At 66.7% G+C, this 13228-nt stretch carries 11 protein-coding genes; 5 read left to right on the top strand and 6 right to left on the bottom strand.

The features are described from left to right. Positions 1–14: 14 nt before the first annotated feature. Entirely contained in the window at positions 15–794 is a 780-nt protein-coding gene (mddA, locus tag ACQR1D_RS26785) for a methanethiol S-methyltransferase (RefSeq protein WP_316183131.1), read from the top strand. A gap of 212 nt (positions 795–1006) precedes the next feature. After that, entirely contained in the window at positions 1007–2197 is a 1191-nt protein-coding gene (locus ACQR1D_RS26780; RefSeq protein ID WP_434838468.1) for an MFS transporter, read from the top strand. Here ACQR1D_RS26780 and ACQR1D_RS26775 read toward each other — a convergent pair whose 3' ends face one another. The 3 genes from ACQR1D_RS26775 to ACQR1D_RS26765 form a co-directional block, all read right to left on the bottom strand. Next, positions 2198–3001 (bottom strand): intradiol ring-cleavage dioxygenase, encoded by an 804-nt coding sequence (locus tag ACQR1D_RS26775; protein ID WP_316239356.1) that lies wholly within the window; start codon positions 2999–3001, stop codon positions 2198–2200. A 97-nt stretch (positions 3002–3098) separates the two neighbouring features. Next, positions 3099–3923, bottom strand: a complete 825-nt coding sequence (map, locus tag ACQR1D_RS26770) for a type I methionyl aminopeptidase (protein WP_315800515.1) — start codon at positions 3921–3923, stop codon at positions 3099–3101. 98 nt (positions 3924–4021) lie between these two features. Further along, entirely contained in the window at positions 4022–5341 is a 1320-nt protein-coding gene (locus ACQR1D_RS26765; protein WP_315800514.1) for a mechanosensitive ion channel family protein, read from the bottom strand. A 209-nt stretch (positions 5342–5550) separates the two neighbouring features. Here ACQR1D_RS26765 and ACQR1D_RS26760 point away from each other — a divergent pair, with 209 nt between their 5' ends. After that, the gene (locus tag ACQR1D_RS26760) at positions 5551–7344 is read left to right on the top strand and encodes a potassium/proton antiporter (protein ID WP_316183128.1); all 1794 of its coding nucleotides are present in this window, start codon (positions 5551–5553) and stop codon (positions 7342–7344) included. A gap of 3 nt (positions 7345–7347) precedes the next feature. On the opposite strand, the gene ACQR1D_RS26755 is transcribed toward ACQR1D_RS26760, so the two are convergent. Both ACQR1D_RS26755 and mepA read right to left on the bottom strand, forming a co-directional pair. After that, entirely contained in the window at positions 7348–7866 is a 519-nt protein-coding gene (locus tag ACQR1D_RS26755; protein ID WP_316239334.1) for a hypothetical protein, read from the bottom strand. Between the two features lie 189 nt (positions 7867–8055). Beyond that, complete coding sequence (gene mepA, locus ACQR1D_RS26750; protein WP_316216777.1) at positions 8056–8997, bottom strand: penicillin-insensitive murein endopeptidase; 942 nt, start codon at positions 8995–8997, stop codon at positions 8056–8058. A 394-nt stretch (positions 8998–9391) separates the two neighbouring features. Here mepA and ACQR1D_RS26745 point away from each other — a divergent pair, with 394 nt between their 5' ends. Then, the gene (locus tag ACQR1D_RS26745; protein WP_434838469.1) at positions 9392–11605 is read left to right on the top strand and encodes a putative bifunctional diguanylate cyclase/phosphodiesterase; all 2214 of its coding nucleotides are present in this window, start codon (positions 9392–9394) and stop codon (positions 11603–11605) included. On the opposite strand, the gene ftrA is transcribed toward ACQR1D_RS26745, so the two are convergent. Beyond that, complete coding sequence (gene ftrA / locus ACQR1D_RS26740) at positions 11579–12610, bottom strand: transcriptional regulator FtrA (protein WP_434838470.1); 1032 nt, start codon at positions 12608–12610, stop codon at positions 11579–11581. The two genes, ACQR1D_RS26745 and ftrA, sit on opposite strands and share 27 nt — an antisense overlap. A 96-nt stretch (positions 12611–12706) precedes the next feature. Between ftrA and ACQR1D_RS26735 the strand changes: the two genes are divergently transcribed. After that, positions 12707–13111, top strand: a complete 405-nt coding sequence (locus ACQR1D_RS26735; RefSeq protein WP_434838471.1) for a rhodanese-like domain-containing protein — start codon at positions 12707–12709, stop codon at positions 13109–13111. Positions 13112–13228: the final 117 nt, after the last annotated feature.

The raw sequence follows: 13228 nt of genomic DNA, 5'->3' as shown, positions 1-13228 counted from the left end.
ACAAGGAAACATTCATGTCCGGACGCCTCCTCATCATGCTCTACGCCATCACGAGCTATGCCGTCTTTCTTGGGTCGTTCGTATGGGCGGTCGGTTTCGTCGGCAATTACAACTATCTCACGGCCAAGTCGATCGACGTCGGCGTGTCCAGCGCCGTGACCGAGGCCGTCGTCGTCGACGTGCTACTGCTCGCGCTGTTCGCGATCCAGCACAGCGTGATGGCGCGGCCGGCCTTCAAGCGCGCATTGACGCGCATCATTCCGGCGGCCGCCGAGCGCAGCACCTATGTGCTGCTGTCCAGCCTGATCCTGCTGCTGCTGTTCTGGCAATGGCGTCCGATCCCGAATCCGGTCTGGCACGTCGAGGGTGCCGCCGCGGGCGTGCTGACCGGCCTCCACTGGCTCGGCTGGATCATCGCGCTGTCCTCGACCTACATGATCGATCATTTCGACCTGTTCGGCCTGCGCCAGGCCGTGCTCGCCCTCCGCGGCAGCGCCGGGACAGCGCAGCCTTTCAGAACGCCGCTGCTGTATCGGCTGGTGCGCCACCCGCTGATGCTGGGCTTCCTGCTCGCCTTCTGGGCCACGCCGGAGATGTCGGTCGGCCACCTGCTATTCGCCGCCCTCAGCACGGCCTACATCCTGGTCGGGCTGCAGCTCGAGGAGCGCGATCTGGTCGCCCAGTTCGGTGACACCTACCAGCGCTATCGCCGGCAGGTGCCGATGCTGCTGCCGCGGCTGATCGGCGGCCGGCGGACCGCGGAGACCGAGACGGAGGCGCACGGCGCGCAGTAGCCGGCGCGGGCTCGACGTCGCCAGGGCCTCGTCGAGCGCGCTCGCCTTTGATTGCGGACTTGCTCGATGCAGCGCCCACGCAGACGTGAATTGGAGCGGGGGACCTCAGCACCTATGTCGGGCTTGAATGCTGCGATGCAAAATCGCAGATCGACAGCCTCCGTTCTCATCGGGCCCTATGGCCTGCCGTTCCTCCCCGAGAGAGATCCACGTTGACCACCATCACGTCCGATTCCGGCGACTCGCTGTCGGCTTGGATCACGCTGCTATTGGCCTTTTCCTGCGGGCTGATCGTCGCCAACATCTATTACGCGCAGCCGCTGATCGGGCCGATCAGCGCCGACCTCGGGCTGCGGCCGCAGCTCGCGGGACTGCTGGTGACGATGAGCCAGATCGGCTACGGCGCGGGTCTGTTGTTCGTGGTGCCGCTCGGCGACCTCATCGAGAACCGCAAGCTCGTCATCACGACCATCATCGTCGGCGCGGCCGCGCTCGGCTGTGCGGCGCTGGCGACGAGCCCGTCGACGTTCCTGCTCTCGGCGCTGCTGATCGGCTTCGGCTCGGTCGCGGTGCAGATCCTGATCCCCTATGCCGGCCACATGGCGCCGGAGGCGATCCGCGGCCGCACCGTCGGCAACGTCACCACCGGCCTGATGCTCGGCATCATGCTGGCGCGGCCGCTGGCGAGCTTCGTCGCGGCGCATGCCTCCTGGCACGTCATCTATGCGGCCTCGGCGCTCGCCATGCTGATCCTGGCCGTCGTGCTGCGCCTCGCGCTGCCGCCGCGCGAGCCGCAGGCGCGGCTGAGCTACGGCCAGCTGCTCGGCTCGATGGTCGAGCTCTATCGCGGCACGCCGGCACTGCGCCGCCGCGCGCTGTACCAGGCCGCGCTGTTCGGCGGCTTCAGCGTGTTCTGGACCACGTCCCCGCTGCTGCTGGCCGGGCCCGATTTCCGGATGTCGCAGACCGGCATCGCACTGTTCGCGCTGGCCGGCGTCGCCGGCGCGATCATGGCGCCGGTCGCGGGCCGCATCGCCGACCGCGGCTGGACCCGGCCGGCGACGATCGCCTCGATGCTGATGTGCGCGCTCGGCTTCGCGCTGACATTGGCGGCACCGCTCGGAACCCATTGGTCGCTGGCGACTTTGGTGATCGCCGCCATCGCGATCGACTGCGGCGCGCAGCTCAGCCTGATCCTCGGCTATCGCGTGCTGTTCGTGCTCGGCGCCGGCCAGCGCAGCCGGCTGAACGGGCTCTATATGACCACCTTCTTCGTCGCCGGCGCCGCCGGCTCCGGTCTCGGTGCCTGGGCATACGCCTATGGCGGCTGGACAGCCGCCGCCGCGCTCGGCACGGCGCTGCCGCTCGCCGCTTTGGCCTATCAGTTCACCGAGCCGAAATGATCAGAACGGGCTGCGCTTGAGCCCGGGCACCAGCGCCGCGAGCCGGTCCTTGATCCATGGCGCCGGCGGCAGCTTTCCGGTGGGCATCTCGACCGCGGCGGCCGGGTTGCGGCTCACGGCGAGCGTCAGGGTCGCGAGATAATGGTCGCGCTCCTCCTTCACCGCGCAATGCGCGCGGTGTTCGGGATCGGCTTCGGTCGCGACGCGGTCATTGGCATTGATGACGAGCCTCTGCTTTGGCCGTCCGGTATAGTCGGGCACGTTGGTGTAGATGAACTCGTTCAGCGCCTCGGGAAAGAACGTCTGTCCGGTCAGCACCGTGGTCTCGTCGACAAACACCCTGAAGTGGATGTGGGTGGCGCGGCCGGCATACCAGCCGGGATAAATCGTCCTGAAGCCGGCCCAGCCGGCGGCATCGGCCATCTGGGTGCCGCGCAGATACGTCTTGCCGCTCTGGTCGAGCTTGTGGGTGTCGCTCTGGCCGGGATAGCCCGAATAGATCCCGCGGGCGTCGCAGTGCCAGATGTCGACGCGCGCGCCTGGTACCGGCGCGCAGGTGCCGGCCTCGATGACGCGAAGGCGCAGCCTGAGCGGCACGCCCGGCCGGTCCTCGGCGATCTCGGCACGCACCAGCTTGGGATCGAGATAATAGGGACCGGATTCCGACTGCGGCGTCAGGAAGCAGGCCTCGTCGGCATTCGCCGACGCGGGAGCCGTCTCCGACGCTGCGCGGGCCGGCGGCGTCAGCAGCGCTGCGCCCGCCGAGAGCAGGCCGAGAACGCCACGGCGTGTTGCGTTGGTCAGAGCAGCCTCCCGCGGTCGCATGCGATGGAAGCGGCAGTCGATCAGCCCGGCATGGCAACAATCGGACGCCCGGTGACCATTGGGCCAGGCAGCCCGCTCACACCTGCGTCAGCGGCTTCTCGCCATGGCGCTCCGAGAGCGTGAATATCTCGACGCCGTCATTGGTGACGCCGACCGAGTGCTCGAACTGTGCCGACAGCGAGCGGTCGCGCGTGACGGCGGTCCAGCCGTCGGACAGGATCTTCACATGCGGCTTGCCGAGATTGATCATCGGCTCGATGGTGAAGAACATGCCGGGCTTGAGCAGCACGCCCTCGCCGGGACGGCCGACATGGATGATGTTCGGCTCGTCGTGGAACAGCCGGCCGAGGCCGTGGCCGCAGAAGTCGCGCACCACGCTCATGCCCTGCGGCTCGACGAAGCTCTGGATCGCATGGCCGATATCGCCGGTGGTGGCGCCGGGCTTCACCGCGGCGATGCCGCGCATCATCGATTCGTAGGTCACCTCGATCAGCCGCTCGGCCTTGCGCGCGATCGGCCCGATCGCATACATGCGGCTCGAATCGCCGTACCAGCCGTCGACGATGAAGGTGACGTCGACATTGATGATGTCGCCTTCCTTCAGCGGCCGGTCGTTCGGCATGCCGTGGCAGACCACGTGGTTGATCGACGTGCAGGTCGAGTAGCGATAGCCCCGATACATCAGCGTCGCCGGATAGGCGCCATGGCTGAAGGCGAAGTCACGGACGAAATCGTCGATTCGCGAGGTCGGCACGCCCGGCTTGACGATGTCGGTGAGCGCATCGAGGCACTTCGACACCAGCGCGCCGGCCTTGCGCATGCCGGCAAAGCCGCTCGGGCCGTGCAGCTTGATCTGGCCGTTCTTGCGCGCAGCGGCGTCGGTCGCTTCGATATAGTTCATGGGCCTGTTTCGTTCTCGAACATGTCGCGGGGTGATCGTCTAATTTAATGATCGTGCCGCCCGGTGCAAGCCGGGTCTGTACGGTTGAATCTGCCGCCCTAGCCGGTCGGCACCTCGAGCGTGGTCTCGACCGGCAGCGCGCCGCCGCGAACGCGAAGCTCTCGCACCGGATACGGCACCCTGATGCCCTCGCGCTTGAAGGCCTCCCACAGCGCCAGCATCACCTCGCTCTTGACGCTGTCCATGTAGCTGGGATCGGCGATCCATGTGGTCAGCGAGAACTTCATGCCGGCCTCGGTGAACTCGGTCAGCAGGCAGTTCGGCGCCTTCGATTTCAAGGTGCGCGGCGTCTCGGCCGCGATCTCGGTGGCGAGTTTGCAGACGACGCGGGGATCGGCGTCGTAGTTGGTGCCGAAATTGACCTTCACCAGCGTGTTCTTGTCGGTGTAGGTCCAGTTGGTCACCTTCTGGGTGACAAGATCCTCGTTCGGGATCAGGAACTCGCGGCCGTCGCCGGCGGCGACAGAGATGTAGCGCGTGTTCATCGCGCTGATGCGCCCCGAGCTGTCGCCGATGGTGACGAGATCGCCCGGCTTCACCGATTTGTCAGCCAGCAGGATGATGCCCGCGACGAAATTGGCGACGATGCGCTGCAGGCCGAGGCCGATACCGACACCGGCGGCGCCGGAGAAGATCGCGAGCGCCGACAGGTTGATGCCGACCGCACTGATCGCAATCGCAACGCCGAGGATCATCAGGCCCATGCGGACCATCTTGATCAGGAGCACCTGGATCGACGGTGTCAGGTCGGTCGAACGCGTGATACGGCTCTCGACGAAATTGCTGGCGACGTTGGTCAGCCACAGCACCGCGAGCAGCAGCACGCCGAGCTTGATCACCAGCAGCGGCGTCAACCTGAGGCCGCCGAGCACGACCGAGATGGAATCGAGCGCGTCGACCACATTGTCGAGCTGGCCGATGATGCTGAGCGCCGCGACCAGCCAGGCCGAGATCGACACGATCTGCACGATGAAGGTGCTGCGGATCACCGAAGTGATCAGCCGGATCACCAGCCAGGCCAGCGCCAGCTTGAGCGCGACGGCGAGCAGGTAGCTGCGGCTCGGCCAGGTCCACAGCAACATGCCGGTGCGGGCGATCCGCATCAGGATCACGAACACGACCGTGGTGACGCTCTCCAGCAGCACCCGCAGCAGCTGCCGCAGCGGGCCCGGCCAGCCCATCGCCAGCGAGGTCATGTCGATGCGAGCGCGCACGGCAGCGCTGGCGGCAAAGGCGATGCCGGCGCCGCTCAGCACCAGCCCGAGCTGAAGATAGAACCACGGCGAAGTGACCTCGGCGCCGATCGAGCGGCCAACGGTCTGCAGGAATTCGAGAACGTCTTTCAGGTCGAGGTCCATCAGCGGGGTCTCGGAGGGGAACAGGGGCGCGGGTTGGCCGGATCAGCGGGATTTAGTTCGTTTTCGTCACGGGCGATTGCCGCGAAATATACCCCGAACGCGGGCAAGGATGGAAAAATGGGCATATCGCCGCGATAAGAGCAAATCCGGTTGGCGTGCAAGTGTGGCGACGATAAGGATGTAAAACTCGGATTCATCAACGTTTTTTCATGACATCCCTCGACGCCGTCAGCATTGCAATCCTCCTCGGTGCGGTCCTCGTCATGGCCGGCATCCTGTCGAGCCTGCTGGCGCTGCGCTTTGGCGCACCGCTGCTGCTGGTGTTCCTGGTGATCGGCATGCTGGCGGGCGATTCCGGCCCTGGTCATATCGAGTTTCAGGACGTTCGTACCACCTATCTGGTGGGATCCGTCGCGCTGGCGCTGATCCTGTTCGACGGCGGCCTGCGCACGCGTTTCCAGAGCATCCGCACCGTGCTGGCGCCCTCGATGGTGCTTGCGACCGTCGGCGTGCTGATGACCGCCTTCATCACCGCACCGGTGGCGAAATATGCCCTCGACCTCGGCTGGACCGAGGCGACGCTGGTCGGCGCCGTCATCGCCTCAACGGATGCGGCGGCCGTGTTCCTGCTGGTCCACGCCCAGGGCCTGCGGCTGCGCCCGCGCGTCGGCGCCACGCTGGAGGCGGAGTCCGGCAGCAACGATCCGTTCGCCGTGTTCCTCACCCTGATGCTGGTCGAGCTGATCTCGGTCGGTCACGGCAGTATCGGACATTTCGTGTTCGAGCTGGTCCGCGAGGCCGTGCTCGGCACGCTGTTCGGCATCGTCGGCGGCCGCCTCGTCGTCATCGGCCTCAACCGGGTCTCGCTGCCGCAGGGCCTGCACGCGCCGTTCGTGACCACCGCTGCGCTGGTCATCTTCGGCATGGCGCAGATCGCGCACGGCTCCGGCTTCCTCGCGGTCTATCTCGCCGGCCTGATCGTCGGCAACCGGCCGACGCGGGCGCACAACTCTGTCGTCACCTTCCTCGATGCCGCGACCTGGCTTGCCCAGATCGTGATGTTCGTGCTGCTCGGGCTGCTGGTGTCGCCGCAGCGGCTGCTCGACAGCCTGCTGCCGGCGATTGCCGTCGCGCTGATGCTGATGCTGGTGGCGCGACCCGTCGCGGTGTTTCTCTGCCTCTATCCGTTCCGGTTCAACTGGCGGGAGAAGGCGTTCATCGCCTGGACCGGCCTGCGCGGCGCGGTCGCGATCTTCCTGGCCTCGATCCCGCTGCTGGTCGGCCTGTCCAACGCCTATCTTTATTTCGACGTCGCGTTCGTGGTGGTGATCATCTCGCTGCTGGCGCAGGGCTGGACGCTCGGCATTGCCGCGCGCAAGCTGCACGTGGCGCTGCCGCGCACCGATCGCGGCCCGCGCCGCATCGAGCTCGATCTGCCCGGCCAGCTCGAGCAGCAATTGGTCGGCTATTCGATCCGCTCCAAGAGCCTGTACTTCCGCCGCGGCCTGATCCCGTCCTGGTCGAAGCCGACCCTGGTGATCCGCAACCAGCAGATCCTGTCGCCGCCCGAGGCCGAGCCGATCGCGCCGGGTGACTACCTCTATCTGCTGGCGCCGCCGGAAAAGGCCGAGTCGCTCGACCGCTTCTTCGTCGACATGCCGCCGTCGGCGGCGCCCGACCCGCATCTGCTCGGCGACTTCATGGTCTCGGCCGAGCATACGCTCGACGAGGTCGCCGGCATCTATGGCGTCAAGCTCGGCGAGGGCGAGGACAAGCTGACGCTGGCCGACTATTTCGACATCCACCTCGACAACGCGCCGAAGGAAGGCGCGACCGTGGCGCTCGACACCATCGTGCTGGTCGCCCGCTCGATCTCCGGCGGCCGCGTCAACGTGGTCGGCCTGCGCCTGCCGGAGGACGAAGAAGAGGTGCCGGTGCTGACGCGCAAAGAGCGGATGAAGCGCAGACTGGCCGAAGTCTGGTCGTCGGTTGCGGGAGTGTGAGCGTCACTCTGCCGCGGGCAGGACCGCGATCGAAATCGCATTGTCCGGCGCGCCGCTGACCTGCAACACCAGGGGATGCGGTCCCAGCTCGTACTTCAGGGTCTTGCGGATGCCGTCGCAATCGGTGGCGCCGCTGAAGCCGGCGGGTTTGAGGATCTTGCCGTCCTGCACGACGTCGATCCAGGCCGCGGCCGACAGGCTGATCGTGTACACGCCGGCCTTGGGCGCTGCGGTGATCCGCGTGAGGCCGGCGAAGGTGCCGTCCTTGGGCGCGCGTTCCGGTGGCATCGCCAGCCTGGCCTCGGCCGTCGGACGCAGCTCCAGCACCATACCGGTGGCCGGGATGGCGGCGATCTCGGCGCCCGATACCAGCTTCTCGCGGTTGGCCGCGGTCAGAGCGGCACGCTCGCGCGCGATGTCCCATTTGAATTTGTCGCAGCCGCTCGGTTCGGCGGCAACCGCAGCCGAGCTCGCGGCCAGCGTGAGGAGGAAGGCAGTCGTGGCGGGACGGATCAGGATCATGACGGACTCGCGACTGTTGCGCCGCGCAGCGGCGCGCGGCATTTCGATACCGCGATAACAGGAGGTGGAGGGACCGTCATCCCCTTCGATCGTCGCGCTCACGGCGCGAACGATGTCATCCTAAAGCAATCCAGCCTTACTGCGATTCAGCCTTACTGCGATTCCTGCGCCGCGTCAGCCGTCGCTGAATCAATTCTTGGCGTCCGGCGCATGCAGCACCGCTCGGCAGCCAGGCGGCAGTTGCGCCATCGTAATCGGTTGCGGCGGCTTGGGTGGCTCTTTCGGCGGCAGCGGATGCAGCACCGCGTCCGAGAACCAATAGTCGAGGTCGCCGCAGCCATCGCCGCCCTCCTGGTTGGTCTGGCCGTGGCAGTCCGGGTTGCCCGGCGGGCACACCATGCGGATGTGGAAGTGATAGTCGTGGCCCCACCACGGCCGCACCTTGGTGAGCCAGCTGCGGTCGCCCCTGGCGTCCCGGCACAGCGCCTTCTTGATCGCGGCGTTGACGAAGATGCGCTGCACCGACGGCTCCTGGGCGGCGGCCCGGATCACGGCGAGGTGGCCCTTCGTGAACACGCGCGGATCGACATCGAGGCGATCGGGCCGAACCATCATGACCGCCGACATCTCCTCGCGCTCGTTGCGCGACAGCCTGTGGTCGGGCATCGGCGTCAGCCAGATGTCGGCGTCGAGCCCGATCTGATGGCTGGCATGGCCGCTCAGCGCCGGACCGCCGCGCGGCTGGCCGATATCGCCGACCAGGATGCCGGGCCAGCCAGCATCCTTGTGCGCGCGGGTCGCCAGCCGCTTCAGCAGCGCGATCAGGTTGGGATGGCCGAAATTGCGGTTGCGCGACAGCCGCATCACCTGCCAGCCCTCGCCATTGATCGGCATTCGCTCGGCGCCGGCGATGCAGCCGCGATTGTAGGTTCCAATCACCTTGGTCGGTTGCGCCGACGGCAGGATCCTGCGAGCGAACAGCTCCTTGGCCGGCGTATTCGGATCGTCCGGATGCGCCAATGGCGGCAGGGCCTTTGGCTCGACGCTGCCCTTGTCCTGGGCATGGGCCGGGGTCGCCGCGGCAATGACGGCCGAACTGATGATGGCGACCAGAATCAGGCGGACATGCATGAAGCCAGTGTAGCGTTTGCCGACCGGCCGAGTTGCCCAATTCTACGTCAACAGCAGGTCATTCAAGCTATTTTAACCTGGCTCTAACCCTGCTGCCGGATTGGCGGAACTGGCTGAACTCGGTTCAATTGCGTGAGTTCGTTCGGTAAATGAACAATAAGCGCAAGGCCACTGCACGGTATGCGGGTCTTTTCTGGCCGGTGGCAACCGACGTCACATATCGCTGGTTGTACCGCAGCCCTTGGTTGATCCTCGGCGCAAGGCTCAACTCTCCAAATACGCGAGTGCATCTCCCTATTCCCGTAACCAATGGCTGTCGTGTTCTGCATCAAGATACCATTTTTTCAGAAACGTGGCTGAAAACTGCCTTTTGAGAAGGAGAGTGAGGCACGCGATGCGGCCCGTTCGGCCACCCACGGCAAAAAAGCGCAATCGCGTGCCAAGCGCCCGCGATGCAGTTCACCCGGTCAAGCCAAGCCCCAAATTGCGGCGGCACAACCTGCGCAAGCTTGGCCCTGGCGATGGGAGCAAGTGCGCCGAAATGGCGATGGCGGAGGCGAAGAAGGCGCATGATCGGCTGATCGAAGCGATCGACCTTCTTCCCGAGGGGATCGTGTTCCTCGACGCCGACGGCCGTTACATCCTCTGGAACAAGAAATACGCCGAAATCTACAACCGCAGCTCGGACCTGTTCGAATCCGGCGCCCGGCTGCAGGACACGATCCGGATCGGCGTCGCCCGCGGCGACTATCCGGAAGCCGCCGGCCGCGAGGAGGCGTGGATCGCCGAACGGCTCGAAAAGCTGTTTCATCCGAGCGGCCGCCACGAGCAGAAGCTGTCGGACGGCCGCACCATCCTGATCGAGGAGCGTCTGACCGGCGATGGCGGCATCGTTGGCCTGCGCGTCGACATTACCGAATTGAAGCAGCGCGAGGAGTCGTTCCGCCTGCTGTTCGACGGCAATCCAGTGCCGATGATCGTCTGCGCGACCGATGACGGGCGCGTGCTCGGCGTCAACGAAGCGGCGGCCCAGCATTACGGCTATAGTCGTAGCGCCTTCGAGCGGCTCAGCATCCGCAGCCTGCAGGCCTATGACAGCGAGCCGCCCTGGGCCGGCGAGCAGTCCAGCGAGGAGCAGGCGGCGCGCACCTGGAAGCATGTCCGCGCCGATGGCGCCCTGATCGATCTCGCGATCTATTCACGCCATCTCGTCCACAACGCCCAGCCCGCGGTGCTGCTGGCGCTGATGGACATCACCGAGCGCAAGCGCGCCGAGGCGCGGCTCGCCTTCCTGGCCCAGCACGACGCGCTGACCGGCCTGCCGAGCCGCAACCTGCTGCGCCAGAAGATCGATGACAAGCTCGCCCAGATGCGGCGCGGCTCCGAGAAGATCGCCGTGCTGGTGCTCGGCCTCGATAGTTTCAAGTCGATCAACGACACCCTCGGCCACGCGGTCGGCGACCGGCTGTTGCGCGGGGTCGGCAAGCGGCTGCGCTCGGTCCTGCGCCAGGAGGACATCGTCGCGCGGCTGAACTCCGACGAGTTCGCGGTGGTGCAGGGCGGGCAGGCGCGGCCGGAGGATGCGGCCCAGCTCTGCCGCCGGCTGCTGGAGGCGATCGCCGATCCCTATCTCATCGACGGCAGCTCGGTGACGATCGGCGCCACGATCGGGATCGCCATGGCGCCGAACGACGGCGACGACGCCGAGAAGCTGCTCAAGAATGCCGACATGGCGCTGTCGCGCGCCAAGAACGAGACGCGCGGCACCTTCAGCTATTTCGAACCCGGCATGGATGCGCGGGCGCAGAGCCGGCGCAAGATCGAATCCGAGCTGCGCGACGCCATCCAGCGCGACGTGCTACAGCCGCATTATCAGCCCCTGATCGACCTCTCGACCGGACGCATCACCGGCTTCGAGGCGCTGGCGCGCTGGCCGCATCCCGAGCGCGGCATGATCCCGCCGTCGGAGTTCATCCCGGTCGCCGAGGAGACCGGCCTGATCTCGGCGCTCGGCCGCGCGATGTTGCGCCAGGCCTGCAACGACGCGGCGAAATGGCCGGACGACGTCCGTGTCGCCGTGAACATGTCGCCGCTGCAGTTCCGCGTCGGCAACGTGCTGTCGCTGGTGATGGACGTGCTCAAGCAGTCGGGCCTGCCGGCGAGCCGGCTCGAGCTCGAGATCACCGAGACGCTGGTGCTGGAGAAGAGCGGCCAGGTGCTGGCCACCCTGCATGCGTTGCGCGCGCTGGGCGTCCGCATTTCGATGGACGATTTCGGCACCGGCTATTCCAGCCTGAGCTATCTGCGCAGCTTTCCGTTCGACAAGATCAAGGTCGATCAGTCCTTCATCCGCGGTCTCGCCGCCAATCGCGAGGCGCAGGCGATCGTCCGCTCGATCGTCAGCCTCGGCAAGGGGCTCGGCGTGACGATCACGGCCGAGGGTGTCGAGACGGAGGCGGAGCTGCGCTGTCTGCGCGCCGAGGGCTGCCATGAAGGGCAGGGCTATCTGTTCAGCCGGCCCCGGCCCGATGCCGACATCGTCCGGCTGTTGCAGGCGCAGCGGGATGCCATGGACGGCGCCTCACCCGGCAACGCGCTGGTGGCTTGAGCGCGCGACGCCCGCCGCTGTTGGACGCGCCTCGAAGCGCCGCCGATAAGCCGCGGGTGATGTTCCGACGATGCGCCGGAAAGCGACGCGAAAGGTTTCGAGCGACCGGTAGCCGCACTGCGCGGAGATGTCCGCCAGGGAGAGCGTCGCATTCTCCAGCAGCTCTCGCGCCCGCGTCATGCGCTCCTGCTGCAGCCAGGCCGCAGGGCTCGCGCCCGTGCTGTCCCTGAACGACCGCAGCAAGGTCCGCTCGCTCATTCCGGCGCGTTTGGCCATCGCGCTGATCGCGATCGGCTGCGCCAGTCGCGCGCGTGCCCAATCCATGACGTCGCCGATCGTCCGTCCCGGGCGGATCTGGACCGGTGCGACGACGTACTGCGCCTGCCCGCCGTCCCGGTGCGGCGGCATCACCAGGCGCCGGGCAACGCTGTTCGCAACCTTGCTGCCGAAGTCACGCCGGACCAGATGCAGGCAGGCGTCGATGCCCGCCGCACTGCCGGCCGAGGTGACGACATTGCCCTCGTCGACGTAGAGCGTGTCCTCCTCGACGCGAATATTCGGATAGAGCCGCTTGAGGTCGGGGATGTGCCGCCAATGCGTGGTGGCGCGCCTGCCGTCGAGCAGCCCTGCCGCCGCCAGAACGAACACGCCCGAGCAGATCGACAGGCACCGCGCCCCGCGCGCCGCCGCCTGCGCGATGGCGCGCAGCAGGCGCTCCGGCGGCCGCTCATTGCGATCGCGCCACCCCGGCACGATGATCGTGCTGGCATCCTTCAGGCGCACAAGCGGCGCGCCGGCCTCCACCACGATGCCGCCGATGGCGCGTGACCTTCGTCCCTCGGCCGAAACCACCTTGAACCGGTACCACGGGAAATCGAACTCCGGTCGTGGCAGCCCGAAGACTTCGACCGCGATGCCGAACTCGAACGTGCACAGCCCGTCATAGGCGATGACGGCGACGAGGCCGGGATCGTGCGGAGGGCTGCTGGCTGCGGCTGACGGCATTGGCGGAAACTTACCGGACTTTGTCCGATCCGTCACTTGGGTCGCCCGGCGCAGCGCGCGAGATTGGAGCTCGCGCAACGTCGCAGGAGAGAGACGATGACGACCCATGTCACCGAGGTGCCCGCAGCCCCGTCAGCCCAGGCGCTCGCCCATTTCGAGGCGATGCTCTCATTCGAGACCGATTGCTGGGACGTGCACGAGAGTCTGCATGCAACAGCTCCGGACTTCATCCTGGTGGATGTCAGGGGCCCGGCCTCGTTTGCCAGGGGGCATATCGCCGGCGCCATCAATATCCCGCACCGGACCATGACCGCGGAGCGGATGGCCGAGTACGCGAAGGACAGGCTGTTCGTGGTCTACTGCGCCGGCCCGCACTGCAACGGCGCCAACCGCGCCGCGATCCGGCTTGCGCGGCTCGGGCTTCCCGTGAAGATGATGATCGGCGGCATCACCGGCTGGCTGGACGAGGGCTTTGCGCTCACGACCGGCGATCGAACTTGAGCACCCGGTTCTTACGCCATCCTCCGTCTCGTCCCGGCGAACGCCGGGATCCATACCGCGGGAACTATCGAGGGACGGGGGCTGGCAGTTGTCTGCCTCACGCCAGCCGGTGGCTAT

Origin of the sequence: Bradyrhizobium sp. HKCCYLRH2047 (assembly GCF_051168175.1) — a bacterium.
Taxonomy (GTDB): Bacteria; Pseudomonadota; Alphaproteobacteria; order Rhizobiales; family Xanthobacteraceae; genus Bradyrhizobium.
Note: the sequence above shows the minus strand (reverse complement) of the source record. Positions and strands in the feature narration are given on the sequence as shown.